Annotated in this window: 22 protein-coding genes and 5 tRNA genes; 24 read left to right on the forward strand and 3 right to left on the reverse strand. The window is 38.4% G+C overall.

The window, feature by feature from the left end; genetic code table 11:
• Positions 1 to 78: 78 nt before the first annotated feature.
• A complete protein-coding gene (locus tag SB717_RS07835) occupies positions 79 to 870 on the reverse strand; it encodes a DUF1189 domain-containing protein (RefSeq protein ID WP_074677516.1) in 792 nt (263 codons plus the stop codon).
• A gap of 342 nt (positions 871 to 1,212) precedes the next feature.
• On the opposite strand from SB717_RS07835, the gene SB717_RS07840 reads away from it, so the two are divergent.
• From SB717_RS07840 to SB717_RS07945, 22 genes are all read left to right on the forward strand, one after another.
• Positions 1,213 to 1,698, forward strand: a complete 486-nt coding sequence (locus SB717_RS07840) for a DUF456 domain-containing protein (RefSeq protein WP_410903541.1) — start codon at positions 1,213 to 1,215, stop codon at positions 1,696 to 1,698.
• A 62-nt stretch (positions 1,699 to 1,760) separates the two neighbouring features.
• A tRNA-Asn gene (locus SB717_RS07845) sits at positions 1,761 to 1,835 on the forward strand.
• A gap of 1 nt (position 1,836) precedes the next feature.
• Positions 1,837 to 1,910 (forward strand) — tRNA-Met (locus tag SB717_RS07850).
• Between the two features lie 40 nt (positions 1,911 to 1,950).
• Positions 1,951 to 2,025 (forward strand) — tRNA-Asn (locus SB717_RS07855).
• Between the two features lie 3 nt (positions 2,026 to 2,028).
• A tRNA-Ile gene (locus SB717_RS07860) sits at positions 2,029 to 2,105 on the forward strand.
• A gap of 11 nt (positions 2,106 to 2,116) precedes the next feature.
• Positions 2,117 to 2,209: transfer RNA gene (locus SB717_RS07865), tRNA-Ser, on the forward strand.
• Positions 2,210 to 2,406: 197 nt separating this feature from the next.
• Complete coding sequence (sodA, locus tag SB717_RS07870) at positions 2,407 to 3,015, forward strand: superoxide dismutase SodA (RefSeq protein ID WP_410903542.1); 609 nt, start codon at positions 2,407 to 2,409, stop codon at positions 3,013 to 3,015.
• Positions 3,016 to 3,144: 129 nt separating this feature from the next.
• Complete coding sequence (locus SB717_RS07875; RefSeq protein WP_047749833.1) at positions 3,145 to 4,422, forward strand: MFS transporter; 1,278 nt, start codon at positions 3,145 to 3,147, stop codon at positions 4,420 to 4,422.
• A 161-nt stretch (positions 4,423 to 4,583) separates the two neighbouring features.
• Positions 4,584 to 6,761 (forward strand): peptidoglycan D,D-transpeptidase FtsI family protein, encoded by a 2,178-nt coding sequence (locus tag SB717_RS07880; protein ID WP_074677514.1) that lies wholly within the window; start codon positions 4,584 to 4,586, stop codon positions 6,759 to 6,761.
• A 656-nt stretch (positions 6,762 to 7,417) separates the two neighbouring features.
• Entirely contained in the window at positions 7,418 to 8,215 is a 798-nt protein-coding gene (gene pstB / locus SB717_RS07885) for a phosphate ABC transporter ATP-binding protein PstB (protein WP_370506071.1), read from the forward strand.
• Between the two features lie 22 nt (positions 8,216 to 8,237).
• Positions 8,238 to 8,897, forward strand: coding sequence for a phosphate signaling complex protein PhoU (gene phoU, locus SB717_RS07890; protein WP_013059193.1), 660 nt, complete (start codon positions 8,238 to 8,240; stop codon positions 8,895 to 8,897).
• Positions 8,898 to 9,090: 193 nt separating this feature from the next.
• On the forward strand, positions 9,091 to 9,585 hold the full coding sequence (locus SB717_RS07895) for a DUF4912 domain-containing protein (protein WP_074677512.1): 495 nt from the start codon (positions 9,091 to 9,093) through the stop codon (positions 9,583 to 9,585).
• Positions 9,578 to 11,896, forward strand: coding sequence for a glycosyltransferase (locus tag SB717_RS07900; protein ID WP_410903543.1), 2,319 nt, complete (start codon positions 9,578 to 9,580; stop codon positions 11,894 to 11,896). The genes SB717_RS07895 and SB717_RS07900 overlap by 8 nt, the downstream gene beginning before the upstream one ends.
• Positions 11,893 to 14,172 (forward strand): sugar phosphate nucleotidyltransferase, encoded by a 2,280-nt coding sequence (locus SB717_RS07905; RefSeq protein ID WP_410903544.1) that lies wholly within the window; start codon positions 11,893 to 11,895, stop codon positions 14,170 to 14,172. The genes SB717_RS07900 and SB717_RS07905 overlap by 4 nt, the downstream gene beginning before the upstream one ends.
• A gap of 242 nt (positions 14,173 to 14,414) precedes the next feature.
• Positions 14,415 to 14,564, forward strand: a complete 150-nt coding sequence (rpmG, locus tag SB717_RS07910; RefSeq protein ID WP_013059189.1) for a 50S ribosomal protein L33 — start codon at positions 14,415 to 14,417, stop codon at positions 14,562 to 14,564.
• A 46-nt stretch (positions 14,565 to 14,610) separates the two neighbouring features.
• Positions 14,611 to 15,177, forward strand: coding sequence for a 5-formyltetrahydrofolate cyclo-ligase (locus SB717_RS07915; protein WP_028411620.1), 567 nt, complete (start codon positions 14,611 to 14,613; stop codon positions 15,175 to 15,177).
• Positions 15,164 to 15,961 (forward strand): DUF92 domain-containing protein, encoded by a 798-nt coding sequence (locus SB717_RS07920; RefSeq protein WP_098622844.1) that lies wholly within the window; start codon positions 15,164 to 15,166, stop codon positions 15,959 to 15,961. Before SB717_RS07915 ends, SB717_RS07920 begins: the two co-directional genes overlap by 14 nt.
• Positions 15,962 to 16,012: 51 nt before the next feature.
• The gene (locus SB717_RS07925) at positions 16,013 to 16,189 is read left to right on the forward strand and encodes a hypothetical protein (RefSeq protein WP_013059186.1); all 177 of its coding nucleotides are present in this window, start codon (positions 16,013 to 16,015) and stop codon (positions 16,187 to 16,189) included.
• Between the two features lie 134 nt (positions 16,190 to 16,323).
• The gene (locus SB717_RS07930) at positions 16,324 to 17,844 is read left to right on the forward strand and encodes a rhomboid family intramembrane serine protease (RefSeq protein ID WP_410903545.1); all 1,521 of its coding nucleotides are present in this window, start codon (positions 16,324 to 16,326) and stop codon (positions 17,842 to 17,844) included.
• Between the two features lie 181 nt (positions 17,845 to 18,025).
• Positions 18,026 to 18,232: a YqgQ family protein gene (locus SB717_RS07935; RefSeq protein WP_028411617.1), complete on the forward strand. Its 207-nt coding sequence runs from the start codon at positions 18,026 to 18,028 to the stop codon at positions 18,230 to 18,232.
• A gap of 2 nt (positions 18,233 to 18,234) precedes the next feature.
• On the forward strand, positions 18,235 to 19,203 hold the full coding sequence (locus SB717_RS07940; protein ID WP_074677502.1) for an ROK family glucokinase: 969 nt from the start codon (positions 18,235 to 18,237) through the stop codon (positions 19,201 to 19,203).
• 111 nt (positions 19,204 to 19,314) lie between these two features.
• Positions 19,315 to 20,217 carry a M14 family metallopeptidase gene (locus tag SB717_RS07945; protein WP_074677500.1) on the forward strand — a complete coding sequence of 301 codons (903 nt, stop codon included), beginning with the start codon at positions 19,315 to 19,317 and terminating at the stop codon, positions 20,215 to 20,217.
• A gap of 35 nt (positions 20,218 to 20,252) precedes the next feature.
• Here SB717_RS07945 and SB717_RS07950 read toward each other — a convergent pair whose 3' ends face one another.
• Positions 20,253 to 20,429, reverse strand: coding sequence for a DUF2759 domain-containing protein (locus SB717_RS07950; RefSeq protein ID WP_028411614.1), 177 nt, complete (start codon positions 20,427 to 20,429; stop codon positions 20,253 to 20,255).
• Between the two features lie 209 nt (positions 20,430 to 20,638).
• On the opposite strand from SB717_RS07950, the gene SB717_RS07955 reads away from it, so the two are divergent.
• Positions 20,639 to 21,271, forward strand: a complete 633-nt coding sequence (locus SB717_RS07955; protein ID WP_074677498.1) for an MBL fold metallo-hydrolase — start codon at positions 20,639 to 20,641, stop codon at positions 21,269 to 21,271.
• Positions 21,272 to 21,308: 37 nt separating this feature from the next.
• On the opposite strand, the gene SB717_RS07960 is transcribed toward SB717_RS07955, so the two are convergent.
• The gene (locus SB717_RS07960; RefSeq protein WP_013059179.1) at positions 21,309 to 21,545 is read right to left on the reverse strand and encodes a DUF2626 domain-containing protein; all 237 of its coding nucleotides are present in this window, start codon (positions 21,543 to 21,545) and stop codon (positions 21,309 to 21,311) included.
• Positions 21,546 to 21,807: 262 nt separating this feature from the next.
• Between SB717_RS07960 and SB717_RS07965 the strand changes: the two genes are divergently transcribed.
• On the forward strand, positions 21,808 to 22,191 hold the full coding sequence (locus SB717_RS07965) for a Spx/MgsR family RNA polymerase-binding regulatory protein (protein ID WP_410903546.1): 384 nt from the start codon (positions 21,808 to 21,810) through the stop codon (positions 22,189 to 22,191).
• Positions 22,192 to 22,322: the final 131 nt, after the last annotated feature.

Consider the following 22,322-nt stretch of genomic DNA (forward strand, 5'->3'; position numbering starts at 1 on the left):
CACCATATCAATAAAAAAATCCGAACGAGTTGAATTCTCTATCAAGAATCTAGAGTCCTCGTTTGGATTTTCCTTCAACTAAAATACGTTTGTCCCAGCCTCTTTATTAGGTTTTACCTTTTTTCTTACAGGAACCCTTGTGACGAGCAATAAGTAAATGAAGAACGTTCCTATCCAGTAAAGAGAGCTGTGCGTTGCTAGAGACAAAGAAAAAGCTTCAAAAAGCGTATAAATCATTGTGAAGGTTACCGTACTATAAGCGCTCAGTGCCCATAGCTGCTTGAAAGGAATCTGCTTTTTGGTAATGAGTCCGATCAGCTTTCCAAGATAAGCAAGGCAGGTAATAGAAAGGAAGTTTAGTCCAGCTGTTAATACGTAAAGTAAAAGCATAGCGATAGGGACAAGTATGTATAAAGAAAATTTTTGTTCGTGCAGCAAGTTTAACAGTTCATTTTTATCTTTATGATGCCAGTTTAGCAACTCATATGAATACGTTTGTGTTTGTGAATTAGTCGTGATATATATTCCATCTTTTAAAAAACCAATTGCATGAGCAGGGGAATGAAACCGTTCAATAGACTGTGAGGGGTTTAAGATAAAAGCGGTACCGTTTACTTTTTTTGTGAAAGGTTGACTTGACGTAAGCTGTGAATTTGAAATAGCAAAAGAAGAAACAGATTTCGGGAGATCTGTAGTAGCTATATGATAGCCGTTTACAATCGTCAAAGCCATAAAGAAAAATGTAGGCAGCAAAGAAATGAATGTTAAAAACAGTACAAAGCCAATTGTTTTATTCGTATGCTCAAAGCGAAGCGACCTTATTTTTTGGAAGGAAGTAAAACTCCATGCCATCTTTTTCAGCATGCTCATTGTAAAGCCTCCTATTATCGAAAATTCTGATTATAACCTATTTTATAGCGAAAATTTAAGGTTTACAATAGATTTTAGAAACCGTTACCAATTACAAGAATGCGATGGAGCGCTTTGTCAAAAGCATATCTTTATATGTACAGATTTTGCTGGCATTGTTTTTGGAGATATTACCGGCAGCTTGAGGACCGTTCTGTTAATATTGCAGTGGTACACTCGAAAATCGTTATCTGAAGACGTATTTTAAAGTAAAATAAAGGAAGGTCTCGTGGTGCAAGCTCTTTCTTTATAGGAGTGGTTATTGTATGATAAATAGTAATAATAAAAAGGATAGGTGCGGGCATGGCTATTTTATGTTGGGCATTAATTATCATTAGCTTTGTTGTATCGTTTGTTGGGTTGGTTTATCCCATCATCCCAAGCGTGCTATTTGTAGCTCTAGGATTTGTTATATACGGTTTATTTTATGATTTTAGCTCCTATAGCTGGTTATTTTGGTTGATACAAGGATTGTTAGTTGTCGCACTTTTTTTAGCAGACTATATAGCTAATATTATTGGTGTGAAAAAATTCGGAGGCACTAAAGCAGGCGTTTGGGGAAGTACAGTTGGGCTGCTTGTGGGTCCGTTTGTTATTCCGGGATTTGGAATTATTTTAGGGCCGTTTATTGGAGCGATTGTAGGAGAACTGATTGTTCATCGGACCACAATTAGCAACGCAGTAAAAATTGGAGTAGGTTCGGTTATTGGCTTTTTTAGTGGCGCTATCTCTAAAGGATTTATTCAACTGCTGATGATTGCCTATTTTTTATATGCTGTTTTAAAATAATGTATTGACTTTAGACTAGAAACATGTTAAATTTTTAATGTCGCTAGTAAATGTTATATTGTTCCACAGTAGCTCAGTGGTAGAGCTATCGGCTGTTAACCGATCGGTCGTAGGTTCGAGTCCTACCTGTGGAGCCATGGCGGTGTAGCTCAGCTGGCTAGAGCGTACGGTTCATACCCGTGAGGTCGGGGGTTCGATCCCCTCCGCCGCTATTTTCCACTTTACATTTGTGACATACATAATTCATATTGTTCCACAGTAGCTCAGTGGTAGAGCTATCGGCTGTTAACCGATCGGTCGTAGGTTCGAGTCCTACCTGTGGAGCCATGTGGACCCTTAGCTCAGCTGGTTAGAGCAGACGGCTCATAACCGTCCGGTCGCAGGTTCGAGTCCTGCAGGGTCCACCATTTATAGGGTTGGAGGAATACCCAAGTCCGGCTGAAGGGATCGGTCTTGAAAACCGACAGGGGTGTTAAAGCCCGCGGGGGTTCGAATCCCTCTTCCTCCGCCATACTATTGTCTATTCAAAGCTTCTTTTGAGAAAAAGAAGCTTTTTTTATGTTTAAAAGAATAGCGAATGGGAATTAGGTAAATATAAATCATGGATTAGGTACTTTTTATTTGAAACAGTAGGGTAAATTTGCTAATCTAGACGTATATGGTGCTTTTGCGCCAAAATGCTTACATATTTTGAAGGAGGAATTATTCATGGCTTACAAATTACCAGAACTACCTTATGCATACGATGCACTGGAACCACATATCGACAAAGAAACAATGAATATTCACCACACAAAACATCACAACACATATGTTACAAACCTAAACGCTGCTGTTGAAGGCAAAGCGGATTTAGAAAGCAAAAGTATTGAAGAGTTAATTTCAAACTTAGATGCTGTTCCTGAAGATATCCGTACAGCAGTACGTAATAACGGTGGCGGTCATGCCAACCACTCATTATTTTGGACAATCCTTTGCCCTAACGGCGGCGGTGCTCCAACTGGTGAATTAGCAGACGCTATCGCTAACAAATTCGGTAGCTTTGATCAATTCAAAGAAGAATTTGCAAATGCAGCTAAAACTCGCTTCGGTTCTGGCTGGGCTTGGTTAGTTGTAAACAACGGCGAATTAGAAGTAACAAGCACACCAAACCAAGATAGCCCATTAATGGAAGGCAAAACGCCAATTCTTGGTCTAGACGTTTGGGAGCACGCTTACTACTTAAATTATCAAAACCGCCGTCCAGATTACATTTCAGCATTCTTTAATGTTGTAAAATGGGACGAAGTTGCTAAGCGTTACGACGCTGCAAAATAAGTTGAAGACGTATTTAAGAGCCAGTAAAGTAATTATTACCTTTACTGGCTTTTTTGTTTTCCAATTCTTTTACATATCTCCTTTTCTTTTTCACACACTAGGTGTAGAAGAGAAAAGGAGTTTTTTGATATGCCTTTATTAAAAAAAGTAGTTGGAGATGTAGAAGTTAGTAAAGATTTACTTTTGCTTTTAATTATAGGCGGTCTTTATGCCTTGGCTATTTCAATTTCCAATTCGTTTGTTAACATTTATCTGTGGAAACAATCAGGCGAATTTTCGGATCTCGCTATTTATAATTTAGCGGTAGTGGTGCTTCAGCCGCTTACGTTTATTTTAGCAGGTAAATGGGCCAAACGAATTGACCGAGTTGTGGTTTTAAGGTTAGGAGTATCTTTTTTAGCTGTTTTTTATATCGCTGTATTAGTCAGTGGAGCTAACGCAGCCGAGTATTTAGTATTGCTTGGTGGACTGCTGGGTATAGGATATGGATTTTATTGGCTAGCTTTTAATGTGCTAACTTTTGAAATTACAGAACCTGATACAAGAGACTTTTTTAACGGATTTTTAGGGATCTTAAACTCTTTTGCAGGAATGATTGGTCCTTTAGGAGCGGGCTTCGTTATTTCCGCTTTGTATGAATCACTAGGGTATAAAATTGTGTTTGGTGTATCCCTGCTATTGTTTGTCGGTGCCGTTGTGCTTAGTTTTTTTATTACAAGACGCGCAGCTGAGGGAGTATATAAATTTAAAGAAGTATGGGCTGAACGAAAAGTCAACAAAGACTGGAATCGAATATTGCAGGCTCATTTCTTTCAAGGATTGCGTGAAGGTACGTTCATTTTTGTCGTATCCGTCATGGTATTTATTACGACAGGAAGTGAATTAGCTTTAGGAACTTATGGACTGGTGAATTCAGCGGTTGCGTTTGTAGGATACTATGTAGCCTCAAGATTTATTAAGCAAAAAAATCGCCTTCGATTTATCTTCACAGGGGGCCTCCTTCTCTATGGAGCAGTCTTTTTGCTTATCTTTAACTTATCGTATCCAAAGTTAATTATATATGCTGTTTGTATTGCCATTGCCTATCCTATATTGTTGGTTCCATTTATTTCTCTAACGTACGATGTGATTGGACGAGCAAAAGACGTTGTTTCAAAAAGAATCGAATATATTGTTGTCAGAGAAGTATTTCTGAATATTGGGCGCGTCGTTTCCATATCATTATTTTTAATTGCCGTACTATTTTTTGATGAAGCAAAAAGTATTCCCATTTTATTAGCCATTGTTGGAGCTGGGCATACGATCATTTATTTTTGTGTGAGACATATCTCACAGCCTCTGCACAAAAAAGAAACGACTGTTACTCCTCCAGTATTAAATGAAGGAGACGGAGAGTCCCCAGCTTAGAGTATGGTCAGCTCCTTCATTTGTACTATGGAAAATGTCTCGCTTTTCTTTTAGAATAAATACGTCGTGTAAATAGGCACCTGCCAGGTGTCTATTTATTTGCTAAATGTCTGATTTTATGGTGTTATGGTATATATGTTTTATAAAGTGTAGGTGTTGGTATGAAAAAGAAAAAAAGAAGAAAAAGTCACGTGCCTTTTCGTGTGAACTTACTTTTCTTGACCGTATTTGCCCTATTTTCCGTATTAATTTTGCGGTTGGGACTTGTTCAAATTGTGTACGGTGAGAATTACGAACGAGAAGTCGAAAAAACACAGGACGTTACAGTCAGTACGCCTGTTCCTCGAGGGAAAATGTACGATCGGTATAACCGCGTAATTGTAGATAATACCTCTTTAAATACGATTACATATACTCGTTTTCAAGGAAATACAGCTGAAGAAAGGCTGCGCATCGCTAAAAAGTTAGCCACTATGATCGATGTTCCTTACACCACAAATGTGATTGATATTCCAGAAAATAGAAAGAATAAAGATGCTAAAAACGTGGTAAAAATTACAGAACGCGACATGAAGGATTATTGGATTATGCTTCACCCTAAAGAAGCGGAGCAGAAAATTACGAAAGCTGATCGCAAAAAAGTTCAAGATGGTGAAATGACTGATGACGAACTGTATCAACGTCAGTTAGACCGCATTTCTAAAAAAGATTTAGAAAGTTTAAAGAGTGATTTAGAAGTTCTAGCTATTAAACGCCAAATGGAGGCAGGTTATGCTAACACCCCGCAGATTGTTAAAAGCGGTGTGACAAATGAAGAGTATGCCGTTGTAAGTGAGCATTTGGATGAACTTCCAGGTGTTGATACAACAACTTATTGGGATCGCTCATACCCAGAAAACAGCACTCTCCGTACTTTGCTTGGAAATGTATCCTCTGCCAACGAGGGTCTGCCTAAAGATAAAGTACAGTATTACTTATCAAGAGGCTATAGTCGAAATGACCAAGTTGGGACGAGCTATTTAGAGAAGCAATACGAAGCTCAGCTCAGCGGTCAAAAAGAAAAAGTCCAGTATGTAACAGGTGACAAAGGAAATCTCCTTGATACAATTCAAGTGTCTAAAGGCGAACGCGGCAGTGATTTAGTTTTAACTATTGATATGGAGCTTCAAAAAGCAGTAGAAAAACAAATTACAGACCAGCTTTTAGCCAAAAAGAAAATGAAAGGAACTCAGTTTTTAGACCGTGCTTTTGTAATTATGATGGATCCTCACACAGGAGAAATCTTAACAATGGCTGGTAAAAAATACACTATCGATAAGAAGACTGGAGTACCTAAAATAGAAGATTTCGCATTAGGGAATATTTCAACATCTTATACAATGGGCTCTGTTGTAAAAGGAGCAACGGTTCTAGCTGGCTTAGATTCAGGAGCTATTAAGCCAAACACAGTGTTCGTTGATGAACCGTTGAAAATTAAAGGAACACCAATTAAGAAATCAGCTGAGGCTGAGGGGTTAGGACCCTTAACGTATTCCTCTGCGTTAAAATATTCATCCAACGTATTTATGTTTAAAACGGTAATGGCGATGGCTGGATTACAGTATCACAAGAACATGACTTTACCGATTAAACCTGACACGTTCAGCGAACTGCGTTCGTACTACAGTCAGTTCGGCTTAGGTGTATCAACAGGCATAAACCTTGATAACGAATCGACAGGTGTACAAGGCGGAAGCAATGTTCCAGGTACAGCGCTTGATTTAGGGATTGGCCAGTATGATACGTACACGCCGCTGCAGCTTGTTCAATATACTTCTGCAATAGCTAATGGAGGGTATCGCATCAAGCCGCAGTTAGTAAAAGAAATCCGAAAACCAACGATAAAGACCGATGAAATTGGCGGTACGCAGCATTCATTTGAACCTGATGTGTTAAATCGTATCACGATGAAAGAAGAATACATTAAAGATGTTCAAAATGGCTTTAAGCGCGTTACGCAGGAACAAGGCGGTACAGGGTACGCAGCTTTCCATACAGCGAACTATAATCCTGCTGGTAAATCAGGAACGGCACAAGCTTATGAGAAAAATCCAAGCGGAGGGGATCCGATTAAAGTTAATAATTCAAACTTTGTGGCCTTTGCTCCGGCAAATGATCCTGAAATTGCAGTAGCTGTCGTGGTACCATCGGCATTTGTGCCAAGTGCACCAAATACCATTACAAAAGAGCTTGCTCGTTCTGCGCTTGATACGTATTTTGATTTAAAGAAAAAAGGTGAACAAGAAGTAAAAGATCAAGAAGAGAATCAACAGGCTGTCATTGCAAACGACGCCAATTAAAGAAGCTGGGAAAAAGCATATTAGTGGAAATAAGATCCGAACGACGTTGATTAAGAATCAGCTTCGTTCGGATTTTTTTATTGATAGGGAGAACGTAGATTTCATGTATGTAGGTGCTTAAAGCGGTTGATTGGAGGGGAATGCGAAGACTCCTGCAGGGAAAACGGAAGAAGTGAGACCCTGCAGGAGTGGAAGCATGAGGAGGTTCATCGGCAACTCGCGGAAAGCGAAGCCTTGAACGGAAATCAACAGCGGTGTCGGAAGTGATTCATACTAGCTTATTTATCCAATTTACCTATCTTTAGATTGAATTAATTTAGTTATGTCTCAACCTCTTATTTTTTGGTAAAAATCTTTACATATATGGTTTTTTATTGAATTTGAGGGTCGTAAGAACTAGTTTTTTGCCTAAAAAACACGCAGATAGACCTTCGTTTACAAAAGCTTTACATTGAGTTAAAACATAATTAATAGTCGGCTATTATTCTGTAAGTGTAAGGATTAATAGAAATGATCAAAATAAGGGGAAGCATTTCGGCTTCTCATATTTATTTACACTGATAGTAAACAATAGATATTAAATAGACATAGAGAGACTTTTATTGTGCTCAAAACGGTTAAAGACGATGAAGGAGGATTATCCAATGGCAATAACAATGGAATTAACTAACAAAGAAAAAGTAAATACTCCGCAGACAAAAGAAATTGTATATAAAACAAAAGGTTTGAATTTATGGTACGGCAACACACATGCCTTAAAAAATATTGATTTAGACATTCATGCTAACGAAGTTACCGCGATCATCGGCCCATCAGGGTGCGGAAAATCAACATATATCAAAACGTTAAATCGTATGGTAGAAATGACCCCAATTGTCCGTACATCAGGTGAAATTGAGTATAGAGGGAAAAATATTTTTGATAAATCGTACCATGTGGAAGAGCTGCGCACGCAAGTAGGAATGGTTTTCCAAAAGCCAAATCCGTTCCCGAAATCTATTTATGATAATATTGCGTACGGTCCAAGAATTCATGGCGTTCGCAACAAGAAAAAACTAGATGAAATTGTTGAAAAAAGTTTACGAGGAGCAGCTATTTGGGACGAAGTTAAAGATCGTTTGAATCAAAATGCGAATGGGTTGTCAGGTGGACAACAGCAGCGTATCTGTATTGCGCGCTGCTTGGCTATTGAACCAGACGTTATTTTAATGGATGAGCCTACTTCTGCACTCGATCCAATTTCAACATTAAAAGTAGAAGAGTTAGTACAAGAATTAAAGAAAGACTTCAGTATTATTATTGTTACCCACAATATGCAGCAAGCGGCACGTATTTCAGATAAAACAGCATTTTTCTTAAATGGAGAAGTGGTAGAGTACGCAGAAACAGATAAAATCTTCTCAATGCCATCTGATAAACGCACAGAAGATTATATTACAGGTCGTTTCGGTTAAGACATACAAGGAGATGGGATGAATGGTTGTACGCGAGAAGTTTCATGGTGATTTAAAGATATTACGTGAAAAATTATTAGAAATAGGGCGCTTAACGCATGAGGCGCTATCAAAATCAATTGAAGCGTTGCAAACAAGCAACGTTGAGCTGGCGCTAGAAATTATCGACGGCGATTCATACGTGGATGACTTAGAAGAAGAAATAAATGACCTAGCTATCTTGCTTATTGCAAAGCAGCAGCCGGTGGCTATTGATTTAAGACGTATCATTGTGGCAATTAAAATTGCTTCGGACGTTGAGCGTATGGCAGATTTTGCGGTTAACGTAGCAAAATCAGCTATACGAATTGGAAACGAAGAATTAATTAAGCCGTTAGAACATGTAAAGAAAATGCACGATATTTCGATTGAAATGCTGAGTCTCTCGTTAAAAGCTTATCACGAGGAAGATCTTGTGTTGGCTAAAAAAGTAGCGGAAATGGACGATCAAGTGGATGAGCTTTATGGAATAACGATCAAAGAACTTTTAAGTCTTGCTAAAGAAAAGCAGGAGGCCATGAACCAAATTACGCAGCTTTTATTTGTAGCCCGCTATTTAGAGCGTATGGCTGATCATACCACTAACGTAGCAGAAAGCGTATTTTACCTTGTGAAAGGCAAACGCTATGATTTAAACGAATAGTAGAAAAACCTCTTCTAATAAGCGAAGAGGTTTTTTTGTTAGTAAATTACAATCACTATGTTCATCTGAATTTTTAACACAAATCGACAAATTGCGTTTATTGTGGCAACTTTTTCTGAATGGTAAGATGTTAATAAGTTTATACGGCACTCATATGTAGAAAAAACAATCTAAGAAACGAAGTGATAAAACAGTGGCTCCTAATCTTATTCAAAACTTAAATGTGTGTATAGCTACTCAGCTTGACTCATCTCGTATTTATGTTCACTGGTCGTTCTCAGAGCATATTCGAGAGATGGTAGAAAGTATGTTTTCGACACGGTGGAAAGAATTGAATCTAGCTATGTGTACGTACGATATAACAGGTCTTCATTTTAACGGTCATGAATCAAACCGCTATTATATGAAGAGTCTTACGGCTCATCAAGACTTCATGTTTATGAATAGCTTGGAAAGTGAGCGCACGTATGTAATGGATATTGGTATTCAAGATAAAGAAGGAAGTTTTTTCTCCCTTCTTCGTTCGAATCCGGTTTATTTGATGAAAGAACAACATGAACAAGTGAATGTAACTTCGTTAGGCTGGATGTACGAACCTGTAAAAGTTCACCAGGGTGTTCAAAATGAATTTAGTACATATTCCTTATATTCAAATGACTTGGAGCAGGTGAAGAAGCAATATGAATAGTGATGACTGTATTCTTTTAACTTATATGCATTATCCGTTGCTGCATGTACTTCAAGCAGAGAATGAGTATCCGCTGTTTGAACAAGTAACGAACGAATTCATCCCTTTTTTAGATCAAATTGAGTCTAAGAAATTGATAGGTGCAACAGCTGTGATGTCTTGTGTATTTTTGAACGTATTAAACGACAAGGAGTTTAATGCTCGTTACACTCAGTATTTACACCAGTTTTCAAGCCGGCAGCATCAGAAAGCACTCACCTTTTTAAAAAAGTGGGACGGGAGCTTGTTCTCAGCCTGCAAATATTTCTTTCAACATGACATGATGGAATGTATTCCTACTACCGTAACGAACGCGTTCGTTTCCATCCTTAAAACGGAACAAACATTAAATCTCCAAATTACAGAAGCAATACGTGTTTTTCAACAGTTTTTTGAAAAAAAGCCCGTCGGTTTTTTTATACAGCAAGGAGAGTATACTCACCAAGTAGATATGCTCCTGAAATCTCATGAAATGCGCTATACCTTTGTGAAGTCATCAACAGATGAACTAAAAAAGTCGCCTGCTGGCATTATCTTGTTTCCATATCCTAAGCAAGGAAAACAAGTTGAGGAAGGAACAATGAATAAAGCGAGCGCTGTTTTGGATTTGAAAGCGAAGGACACGCTTGGCTTTCAGCGAATGCAAGCAGCAAGCGGGACATTTCAATATCCTTTAGATTACGCGAGGAATATACAGTTTCATCAAAACGAAACTCTTGCACTCTACGGTGCAACAAAAAGCGCCGAATTTGTCAGTGAGAACAATCAATTGTTTATTTCAACCGTACAGAAGACAGAGGCGATGCTAGATGTTATCGATTTTAAACATCCTAGCGTGGTGAATGCTATCTACCGACAGTGGCTCCTTTTGAGTAGCAGCGACTGGCTTTATAATTTTAAAAAGGTCAGAGATGAATACGAAAGGCAAGTAAAACTGTTTGATTTTCTTTGTCACGAAGAGAATCCAAGGATGGATAGTGAAGACAGTTTTCTTTCAGGAAGTTCTTTTTTATACCCTGCAAAAGAGATAGAACCGGCGGCTTTATCAGTAAATCAATATAAAGGCGGTCTCTCCATTTTAATGCTTGCATGGGAATTCCCTCCGCTAGTTATCGGAGGACTTGCACGACATGTATTTGATTTATCCAGAGCGTTAGCAAAGGCGGGCCATCACGTTAGCGTATTAACGACGTATGTAGAGGGGCTGCCGGAATATGAGCGTTTATACGGTGTTCACGTTTACCGAGTTAAAAGTCTGCAGCCTCATCATCCGGATTTTTTGACATGGGTAAACAGTTTGAACGTGGCTATGGCTCTTAGAGGACTGCAATTAGGCTACAAGCTGTCTTTTGACGTTATTCATGCTCACGACTGGCTTGTTGCATCCGCAGCAAAATGTTTAGCAGATAAAACGGATAGACCGCTAATTACGACCATTCATGCCACAGAACATGGGCGCAATAATGGTATTCATAATGACATGCAGCAGAAAATTCACCTGCAAGAAGAAGAGCTGATTCGACAATCAAGCTCAATCATTGTCTGCAGCGACTATATGAAGAAAGAATTAATCACTTTATTTCACGTAGAACAAGATAAAATTGCTATATTTCCAAATGGAATTGACAAGCAGCTGGTAGTCGACGCAGTAAATGAGCGGTTAAAAGAAAGTTTACAAAAGAAATATAATTTTAGAAAGGCCCCTATTATTTTTTCAATTGGACGAATTGTATATGAAAAAGGATTTCAGCTATTTATTGAAGCAGCGGAACTATTTAAGAAAAAACAAATAGATGTTCAATTCGTTGTGGCGGGAAAAGGGCCTTTACTTCATGAGTTTCGAACGCAGGTAAGTGAAAAGGAATTAGACAAATACGTGTATTTTATTGGATACATTACCGATAACGAACGAAATCAGCTTCTTCAAGCTTGCAAAATGGTTGTTTTTCCAAGTCTATATGAACCTTTTGGAATTGTGGCTTTAGAGGGGATGGTAGCCAAGAAGCCAACCATCGTTGCCGATACAGGAGGTCTAAGCGATATTGTTTCACACTTCGACACGGGCCTGACGTTTGCTCGAGGAGATACGTTCGAATTAATCAACTGTATTGAATTTTTGTTAAAAAATGAAAAAACAGCTGCGAAAATCAGCGAAAATGGGTATAGAAAAGCAACAACTATGTTTAGCTGGGAAAAAATAGCTATCGACACAAGTAAGCTGTTTCAACATCACATTTGCCAGGATAAAAAAAGGAGGGAGGCAAAAAATTGAAAGCCATTATACTTGCTGGCGGTAAAGGAACAAGACTGCAGCCCTTGACCTATACGATTCCAAAGCCTATGCTGCCGCTTTACGATAAACCTGTGATGGAATATAGCATTGAATTGCTTAAGAAACATGGAATTACAGAGATTGGGATTACGCTGCAGTATAGGCATGAACAAATTATTGAATACTTTGGAGATGGCTCTCAGTGGGGAGTGACGCTTACTTATTTTATCGAAAAAGAGCCTCTTGGAACAGCGGGCGGAATTAAGCGAGCAGAGGCCTTTATTGAGGAAGACTGTATTATTATTAGTGGAGATGCCTTAACAGAAATTAATCTTCAAGACGTTATTCATTTTCATTATGAACAAAAAAGCGAAATGACCATTGTTACAAAAGAAGTAAACGACGTGCGGGGTTATGGAGTGGTGACGATAGATGAAGGGAGTCGAGTCACGGGATTTGTAGAGAAACCGACCTACGAACAGGCAAATAGCCGATTGATTAATACGGGAGTGTATGTGATCAAAAAATCCGTTCTTGATTACGTGAATTCTTATGGTCCTACGGATTTTAGCTTTGACATTATCCCGCTTCTTTTGGAATATAATCATACTGTGTGCAGTTTTGTAACGGAGGATTATTGGATTGATATTGGGCAAATCCACCATTATCGTCAAGCACACTATGATTTGTGGAGCAAGTGGTTTGGCAATAGACAGGAAAGTATTGTCTCAGATGACGCGCTTATAGAAGAAGGGGTGACTGTTTACGATCCGGTTTATGTAGGAGAAAATGTGGTGATTAGAAAAGGTGCTTCAATTGGTCCTTACACGATTATCGGCACCAATAGTATCATAGAAGCACATGCTGCAATCGATAAAACGATTTTGCTTCAAAACGTAACGGTGGGGGCAGAATCGTTTTTATACAACGCTACGATAGGTCCCTATGTAAATGTTCAAGCAATGACTACGTATGTCCAAGATACAGTAGCTGAAAATCAAGTGCTACCTCAACTTTCTGTAAAACCAGATGTTTCTATCTTCAAAAACGGTCGCCTGTATGTCCATTCATCTGTTGATCGAGAAAGGCTATATAATGCGTTATTACTTGTATGCAAACATCAAGGGTCGTTCTGTCTAGCAAGCGATGATGAAGGAGAAGCCATTCAACTTCGCAAAGAATGCTTTTCTTTTTTACGGAGTAATCATTCATCTGTGTATGATATTAAAAAAGAAGCTCTTCCGGTATTTCGATATTACATGATGACTTCACAAGCGAGCATTGGTATTTATATTGGTGTGGATATCAAAAACAGCGGCCTGTTTTTAGAAATATATGACAAGAAAGGGCAGTTAGTTAATCAGCTTATTGAAAAAAAGATTGAGCGGATGTACCTTCAAGCTAAAAAAGCAAACATAACGACTTCTGTTCCACTTAAAAAAACAAGCATAGGAAATATCAGGGAAGAATATTGTGATGCTTTAGTAAAATCAATTAATCAGCATGTTTTATTAGAAGACAGTATGCGGATTGGCGTGATTTGTTCGCCGTTTATACAGGAAGTTGTCGAATTATTATGTAAGCGTCTTCGTGTCCGTGTGTTGTTTTTAAACAAATGGGAGAAAACAGAAGAAATCAAACGAACGATTAAAAAAAATAAGCTGTCTTTTTGTATTCAGATTAAAGAAGATGGAGAAACATTTGCGCTATATGATGAAAAAGGCTGCAGCGTAAATGATTCAGAAATTATGTCGCTTTATATTTATAGCGTATACATGACAAAAAAAGTAGCATTCGTTCCTATTCCTATTCACTATTCATCCACACTAGAAACATTTGCTCAATCTCTCAATCAATCATTTATGAGGACAAAAGCAAAAAAACGTGATTTGCTTAGTCTTTTGGGGCCCGTTCAATTTCAGTTAGATGCCATGTACGCTTTATGTCAGCTGAGTGAATTAATTATGGTGCAGCAGCGGAAAATTACTGAAATCATTCAATATGTTCCGCACGCTTATATGAACTGGCGCTATATTTCATGTCCGCTAGAAATTCAAGAACAAGTGATGAAGAAGCTGTTAGAAGAAGCAATCGGTAAACAAGTGTATGTCATTGATGGCTTAAAAATTTACCACGATCCCCATGAATGGACGCTGATTTTGCCCGATGGTCACTTGCCTGTATTAAATATTTATTCAGAGGCGCTAAACACTCAGACTGCGAAGAAGCTGTCGGCATATTTTGTGGAAAAAATACAAGAGTATCAAAGAGTGTAAATAATGGATTTTATTTAAAAGAAAGGAAGTACGCCTCTCATAAAAAGAGTTCCGTTTATTTTAGGAAACTTCACCTATATATAAGGCGTAGCAGAGAAGGAGCTCAGGACTCTAAGAGGAAAGAAAAAGTGAAGAAATGAAATTAAATGAATTTCTTCAAAAAAACAGACTGGCATTTCCTTTCGAAAAATGATATTATATTAAAGTCTGATTTATGTTTATAATGTTTGGAGGGAAAATAGATGCGCGTAAACGTTACATTAGCTTGCACCGAAACTGGTGACCGTAATTACATTACAACTAAAAACAAGCGTAATAACCCAGATCGTCTTGAGTTAAAAAAATACAGCCCAAGACTTAAAAAAGTTACACTTCATCGTGAAACAAAGTAAGCAGTAGGAGTACAATCCTGCTGTTTTTTTTATAGGGGGAATTAAAATGAAATCTCATCTGCGCAAAGAGATGAAGCGCGTTCTTAATTTAATTTCTGAAGAGCAGCACGAGGCACATTCAACAAGCATAGCAAATGCACTGTATGAAACTTGTTTATGGAAAGAAGCTAGAGTCATTGCAGCTACGGTTTCAAGAAATAAAGAAGTTAATACGAAAGCCATCATTGAACGTGCTTGGAAAGATGGAAAAAAAGTAGCTGTTCCAAAATGCAACCCCACAACATCTCAAATGGTTTTCTACGAGATTACGAATTTTTCACAGCTTGAAACAGTGTACTACGGGTTAGCCGAACCAATTGTTGAAGAAACTGTTCCCGTTTCAAAATCTTCAATCGATTTACTTCTTGTGCCTGGCGTGGTATATAGCAAGAATGGATATCGTATCGGCTATGGAGGCGGTTATTACGATCGTTATTTAACAGATTATACCGGACAGAAGCTAAGCCTTGCGTTTGATTGTCAAGTCGTTTCAGAGGTTCCATATGAATCTCATGATATTCCCGTTGAATATATTTTGACAGAGAAGGAGCTTATTTGCTGTGAATCCGTTTGATGCTGTCATGATAATTGTAATATTACTCATGGCAGGAGCAGGCTACATAGCAAAAGCACTGACAGTATCGGGAGCCTGCATGTCTTTCATCGTAGGAGCGAGCGTTTATATCGGTTTTTCGCTTCAAGGTTTTTTACTCTTACTCTTATTTTTTAGCACTTCTACGTTGTTTAGTAAGTATAAAAAAGAAAAAAAACGCGCATTAGAAGAAAAGCTAGAGAAGCACGACAGACGAGATTATATTCAAGTCCTTGCTAATGGAGGTGTAGCTGCTGCTTGCGGTTTGTTATATGCTGCAACAGCTTTGCCTGTTTACATGTGGATGTTTATGATTAGTATCTCAGCTGCTAATGCTGACACATGGGCATCTGAAATAGGGTCTCTTAGTAAGAAGCCGCCGTTTTACATTTGGACGTTAAAGAGAGTAGAAGCGGGCACTTCAGGAGCCGTTTCACTTTTAGGTACAGCAGCCGGAGCAGCGGGAGCTTTTCTTATTGCTGTCGCTTGTTATTTTGCTTTTCCATCCGTATCGCTGAGTAGTATATTGCTAGTCGGGTGCTTTGGTTTTATTGGAAATGCTATAGACACTCTTCTTGGAGCAAGTGTGCAAGTTCGCTTTCGCTGTCAAAGCTGCGGTATTGAAACAGAACGGAAAAATCATTGCCGCAAGCCGACGGTAAAAGAAAAAGGAATAACTTTCTTTAACAATGATATTGTGAATCTTGCCGCTATTTTGCTTGCTGCTTTTACAGGCGGAATCCTTATCCTGCTTTTACCTATATAAGAGCATAAAATGTTCATCATAGGAGCAAAGTAAACGTAAGGAGGCTTGAAAATGAGACATATTGTATTAGTACTTACGCTTTTAGTTGTTGGAACGCTGGGCTATCAAATGAGATACCGTGTTTTAAATTCGCTGTTTGGAAATTCATTTATCCGCAGTCTAGCTGTTCGTTCATTTTTTAATTTGCCGTTTGTTCGGGATCGTTTAATGAAGCAGGTCTTCCGCTAAGAGCGAAAGATACATAAAAAACATCTTACAGACCTGTAAGGTGTTTTTTTGTAGAAAAAGAAAAAGGGAAAATCGTTGCTTTTTTCCTGGCTTTCTGCCATCTTTACATATAGAGAGTGTGAGGAGGTGACTATTTGTCTAGGCAAGATTTTTATTATTTGCAGGTGGCACAGCAGTTGCTTGGCCATTCTTCATATGAGCTGATTTCGATGAAAGCTGATGCTTCAGAGCTATGGTTTCAATCTTCGCATCGGAAAGATAAGTCAATTGTCCGCATAGTCCGCCGGAATTTTAAATCAGCCGTTGAGCAGCAAAAAGATGTATTATATGCATTACAAAGAGCTGAGAATGTGCGAAAGCAGAGAGGTAAATCAACGCTTACTCTTAACACAATTTACTTTGCTGATTTTGATCCTTTTTATACAGAGCAGTCCTTAGAAAGTGCCCCAAGTCCCTCTAAAGTGAATAGTTACGTTGAACAACTAACGTCAGAGAAAGCAAGAGCTTATGAACATCTATTCGACCGGCTGGGTCTTACATTAGAAAGCGCAGACAATTTCTCTTCCGAAGAAGAAGCTCAGCGAGTAGAACAGTGGAAACATAAAATTGTGCTTTTTGTGCAGAAAAAACAAAGCGAGGAACAGCAAATAGCTGGATACGGAAAGCCTATTTTTACATATATATTTTTAGCGATGCAAATCTTAATGTTTCTATTTCTGGAGTGGAAGAGCAGTACGCAAAATACGCTCACTCTGATTCAATACGGAGCTAAATACAACCCCTTAATTATGGAAGGCGAATGGTGGCGTTTTTTTACACCTATAATTTTGCATATAGGACTTCTGCATTTGCTTATGAATAGTGTAGCCCTGTATTATTTAGGAACGCTTGTAGAGAGGATATATGGCAGCGGGCGTTTTGTCTTTATTTATATCTTTGCCGGGTTTGCAGGATCTCTAGGAAGTTTTATATGGAATACGTCCATTTCCGCAGGAGCCTCAGGGGCCATTTTCGGTTGCTTTGGAGCTTTACTGTTTTTAGCAAGAACAAATCCACGCTTCTTTTTTCGAACAATGGGATCGAGTTTCATTGTCATCATTGTGATTAACTTGATTTTTGGATTTGTTGCGCCGAACGTCGATAATGCAGGGCATATTGGAGGTTTGGTTGGCGGATTTTTAGCTGCGAGCATCGTCAGTTTACCGAAACAAAAAAAGCTGTATATTCAGATTCCGGCTTTCATTTGCACGCTTTTATTAGTAGGAAGTCTGCTTTTTTATGGATATCATGAGCGTTCTGTTTATCAAGATGAGCCCTATGCACTCAGCATAGCAGCTACGTATCTTCAGCAGAAGCAGTATGAAGAAGCAAAAGATGCCATTAAGCTTTTTGTTGAAAAAGGAACAGGAAATAGTAACGTGTATTTCGTCAGTGCTAGCGCAGAATTTTATCTTGAAAATTATAAAGAAGCTAAACAGCAATTGAATCAGGCTGTAAAGTATGATTCAACTTTTCATGAGGCGTATTACGAGTTAGCTCTGGTGAATATGAAACTGAATGATATTCCAGCGGCCACACAAAATATCGATAAAGCAATTGTGCTTGAACCGCAAAATGAAAAATATGAAAAGCTGAAGCAAGAGATAGGAAATTAAAACTGTTGAATGACGAATTTAATATTTTATACTTTACTATTGTGAGAACGTTTACTAGAATATTAATATGTAGACCTAGCAGTGGGCGTTAAATACGGCCGCTGTTTATGACTGAATGACTGTTGAGTTATCTCAAAATAAATGAATCATATCACCTAGAAAATAGGATAAAGGTGACAGAATGAATACGTTATATGATGTACAACAATTATTAAAGTCCTTCGGCATTTTTATATACGTGGGCGATCGTACTGCTGATTTAGAGCTGATGGAAGCGGAAGTAAAAGAGTTATATCAGTCTAATTTGATTGATGTACGTGACTATCAAATGGCAATTCTTTTGCTTCGTCGAGAGTTAAAACAACAAAAAGAGAAAAAGGATGAATGAACATGGATGACAAATGGTTAGTTGGAGTTGATTTAGGCGGTACAACAATAAAAATGGCCTTTATTAATCATTATGGAGAAATCATTCACAAGTGGGAAATCAATACGGATGTGAGCGAGCAAGGCCGTAAAATTCCAACAGATATTGCAAAAGCAATTGATAAAAAGTTAAACGATCTTGGAGAAATAAAGTCAAGGTTAGTAGGAATTGGTATTGGTGCACCGGGCCCTGTCAACTTTGCAAACGGTTCGATTGAAGTAGCTGTCAATTTAGGGTGGGAAAAGTTTCCTATCAAAGATATCTTGGAAGTAGAAACTTCTCTTCCTGTTGTAGTAGACAACGATGCAAACATTGCAGCGATTGGAGAAATGTGGAAAGGTGCTGGGGACGGAGCAAAAGATTTGCTGTGCGTTACGCTTGGCACAGGTGTTGGCGGCGGTGTCATTGCCAACGGTGAAATTGTACAAGGTGTAAATGGAGCCGCTGGTGAGATTGGCCACATCACATCTATTCCTGAAGGCGGGGCACCGTGTAACTGCGGCAAAACCGGCTGTTTAGAAACAATTGCTTCAGCAACTGGGATTGTACGTTTAACGATGGAAGAATTAACGGAAACGGACAAACCAAGTGAGCTTCGCACAGTGTTAGAGCAAAATGGACAAGTTACATCTAAAGATGTATTTGATGCTGCTCGTTCAAAAGACGAGTTAGCTATGCACGTTGTAGATAAAGTTGCCTTTCATTTAGGTCTAGCACTAGCAAACTCTGCTAATGCATTAAACCCTGAAAAAATCGTTCTAGGCGGCGGCGTGTCTCGTGCAGGCGAGGTATTACTTGCACCGGTAAGAGATTATTTCAATCGTTTTGCATTTCCTCGCGTAGCGCAAGGTGCTGAACTAGCAATTGCTACTTTAGGAAACGATGCGGGAATTATTGGAGGAGCTTGGTTAGTTAAATCTTATTTTGAATAATAAGCAAGAATCTAACTGAGATAAAAAAGCGCTTTGACTAAATGTCAAAGCGCTTTTTTATCATGCATCTTTTCAATCTTTACATATACATAGTGTAAAGGAGTGAAGATTATGCGAATTATAGATATCCAAAAACCTTACGATTACAAGCGAACAATACAAGATATCCAAACACTTTTGACGTATTATCCCTATGGTTCTCTTGAATGGATAGGGTGCAGTGTGCTTGGAAAGCCGATTCCTCATATTTTAATTGGAAACGGAAAGAGAAAGGTTCATATTAATGCATCTTTTCATGCCAATGAATGGATTACGACAAATGTTCTTCTACAGTTTATGGAAGATTATTTAGCTGCTCTTCATTATGATCAGGCGTTGAATGGGCAGGAAGCAAGAACTCTCTTTAATCAAATTACGCTTTCTGCGGTTCCAATTGTTAATCCAGACGGAGTAGATCTGGTCTTAAAAGGTCCTGCTGTAAGTGAACCTTATGCGTCTTTTCTTTCTAAAATAGGGAGAGATTTTCCTGATTTTCAAAGCTGGAAAGCAAATATCCGAGGGGTAGACTTAAACAATCAGTTTCCGGCTTATTGGGAAATTGAAAAAAAGCGCAAAGAACCTAAAGCGCCGCATTATCGAGATTTTCCAGGCTATGAAGCTCTCTCTGAACCTGAAGCTCAGGCAATGGTAAAACTCGTTGAGCGTCATGATTTTGATTGTGTGATTGCTTTACATACCCAAGGAGAGGAATTTTACTGGGGGTATATGAACGAAGAGCCGAAGGAAGCGGAGGAAATAGCCAGTCATTTTGAAAGGGTAAGCGGTTATAAAGCAGTCAAAACGATTGATAGTCACGCGGGATTTAAGGATTGGTTTATTTTAGAAAAGAAAAAGCTGGGCTTCACCTTAGAACTGGGGAAAGGGGTTAATCCGCTGCCTTTATCTCAAATATCGCGCGTATATAATCCGACCAAAGCTATTTTAGTTGCGGCAATGGATTATCTGTCTATTTAAAAAGCCACGCAAAGCATATGCTTTGCATGGCTTTTTTAATGATGTACCGCCGGATAGCCGTGATGTATGATGGTCATCACGGTAAACCATCCGAATACACCGAATGTTAGTACCGAAAAACCAATGCCTAATATGTTTTTATTTCTCAAAGATGAAATAGCTGCAAATACGCCTAGCAATGTTGTTAGTGCAAAAATAATCATAAGACCCACTCGAAGAAACCTCCTTTAGGTAACTTAAAATTAAAGCGCTATCATTAGCTTATCCCTTTAATTGTAAAACTTTTCTAACCGTTTGTCGAGATGAAAACCAATCTTTCTTTCGCCTGATTAGCTTAGAAAGGTCCTTACTTTCATTTATAAGATGATGTGTGTATGATAATGCATATAACAGAAATAAATTTACACAAGGAGGACATATTATGAACTACCATCGTATACCGCTAGGACCTATTCAAACGAATTGTTATGTCGTTGCGAACGAAAAAAAAGAATGTTTAATTTTTGATCCGGGAGCTCAGGGAAAACAGCTCGTTGAATTTCTCGAAAAACAAACGTATAAACCATTAGCTATTTTGCTGACACACGCTCATTTCGATCACATTGGAGGAGTAGATGAGGTGATGAATCACTACTCTATCCCGCTTTATGTACATAAAGACGAAAAAGAATGGCTTCATAATAGTGACTTAAACGGTTCGAAATTTTTTGATTTAGGGGAAATTACAGCTCCAGATGCAACCGATATTATTTCATCCGAAGGCAATTTAACAATCGGTTCATTCCAATTTGAGGTGTATGAAACGCCTGGCCATTCTCCAGGCAGCGTTTCATATTATTTCAAACCGGGTAACTTTGTAGTATCTGGTGACGCGCTTTTTGCAGGCGGCATTGGGCGCACAGATTTACCTGGAGGTAATCAAGCTCAGCTGTTAGAAAGCATCGAAGCGAAATTGCTGTCCCTTCCGGAAGATACGCTTGTACTAAGCGGTCACGGACCTGAAACAACTGTGGGACACGAAATGGATCAAAATCCTTTTCTAAATGGTTTTTAAGAATACAAAAAGCGATGGAAGCCCATCGCTTTTCTCTTTACTGTCCTGGTGTCATCATAAAAGTTGACCAGTACGTGAACCCCACAAAAAAGACGGTCAAATATGCTCCAAAAACGTAAATGTACATTCTTTCAGACAGCTTTAAATAACTAAGAATTACAAAAAAGCCTGTTTGAGCTAAAAAGAGTAAAGAAGTCTTATGCATGTGACCGAGGTAAAACATTACAGTGAAAATTGCTGTCCAGAACCCCATTACACGGTACATTCGTTCCACGTCCATTTCCTCCTTTATCAAACTTAGTTAGTGTCATGATGAATGTCATCGCTGTGTAAGCACTAGAAAGCACTTATGAAACTATATCGATACTTTTCCATTATAATACATCCTTTCTTTCCTGAAAACGCTATCTTTTCCTTGAAATACGACAGAAGAAAAAAAGTTATACAATACGTATGCAAAATACTATACAAAGGTTATACAAAATGTGTACAATGTATATAAACAATCCACAATTAAAAAAACGGGAGGGTTTCATATGGAAGAAATTAAATTTTATACGTACCCGAGCTGTACATCTTGTCGTAAAACAAAAAAGTGGCTAGTGAAGGAAGGTGTAAATTTTAAAGAGCGTCATTTATTTAGAGAAACACCTACTCATAAAGAAATGCTTGAACTTCTTTCTATGACAACAGAAGGGATGGATGAACTTCTTGCTAAAAGAAGTCAAGAATATAAAAAGTTAAATGTTGATGTGGACAGCATGACGTTATCAGAAGTAGTCAATCTATTAATTGAACATCCTCGTTTACTTCGCCGCCCCATTTTAACGGATGGCAAAAAGCTTGTAGTAGGCTATAACGAATCTGCTCTTAAAAATTTAGTCAAGAAAAAAACAAGTCTTGCCTCTCTAGTTGTGTAAGCATACATGATGAAGAAGCTCAATTCAGTAAATAACGAATAAAACGACAGCGTAGAGTTTTACATCACGTTGTCTTTTTTTTATGTAGTCATTTAGAGGTGTACAGAAGTTGTACATCATGTAAACGGATT

The organism is Priestia sp. SIMBA_032, assembly GCF_046535215.1.
Classification (GTDB): Bacteria; Bacillota; Bacilli; order Bacillales; family Bacillaceae_H; genus Priestia; species Priestia aryabhattai.

Coding starts and splice junctions, on each gene's coding strand:
- SB717_RS07835 (WP_074677516.1), bottom strand. CDS start 870: ATGAGCATGCTGAAAAAGATGGCATGGAGTTTTACTTCCTTCCAAAAA.
- SB717_RS07840 (WP_410903541.1), top strand. CDS start 1,213: ATGGCTATTTTATGTTGGGCATTAATTATCATTAGCTTTGTTGTATCG.
- sodA (WP_410903542.1), top strand. CDS start 2,407: ATGGCTTACAAATTACCAGAACTACCTTATGCATACGATGCACTGGAA.
- SB717_RS07875 (WP_047749833.1), top strand. CDS start 3,145: ATGCCTTTATTAAAAAAAGTAGTTGGAGATGTAGAAGTTAGTAAAGAT.
- SB717_RS07880 (WP_074677514.1), top strand. CDS start 4,584: ATGAAAAAGAAAAAAAGAAGAAAAAGTCACGTGCCTTTTCGTGTGAAC.
- pstB (WP_370506071.1), top strand. CDS start 7,418: ATGGAATTAACTAACAAAGAAAAAGTAAATACTCCGCAGACAAAAGAA.
- phoU (WP_013059193.1), top strand. CDS start 8,238: ATGGTTGTACGCGAGAAGTTTCATGGTGATTTAAAGATATTACGTGAA.
- SB717_RS07900 (WP_410903543.1), top strand. CDS start 9,578: ATGAATAGTGATGACTGTATTCTTTTAACTTATATGCATTATCCGTTG.
- rpmG (WP_013059189.1), top strand. CDS start 14,415: ATGCGCGTAAACGTTACATTAGCTTGCACCGAAACTGGTGACCGTAAT.
- SB717_RS07915 (WP_028411620.1), top strand. CDS start 14,611: ATGAAATCTCATCTGCGCAAAGAGATGAAGCGCGTTCTTAATTTAATT.
- SB717_RS07925 (WP_013059186.1), top strand. CDS start 16,013: ATGAGACATATTGTATTAGTACTTACGCTTTTAGTTGTTGGAACGCTG.
- SB717_RS07935 (WP_028411617.1), top strand. CDS start 18,026: ATGAATACGTTATATGATGTACAACAATTATTAAAGTCCTTCGGCATT.
- SB717_RS07940 (WP_074677502.1), top strand. CDS start 18,235: ATGGATGACAAATGGTTAGTTGGAGTTGATTTAGGCGGTACAACAATA.
- SB717_RS07945 (WP_074677500.1), top strand. CDS start 19,315: ATGCGAATTATAGATATCCAAAAACCTTACGATTACAAGCGAACAATA.
- SB717_RS07955 (WP_074677498.1), top strand. CDS start 20,639: ATGAACTACCATCGTATACCGCTAGGACCTATTCAAACGAATTGTTAT.
- SB717_RS07965 (WP_410903546.1), top strand. CDS start 21,808: ATGGAAGAAATTAAATTTTATACGTACCCGAGCTGTACATCTTGTCGT.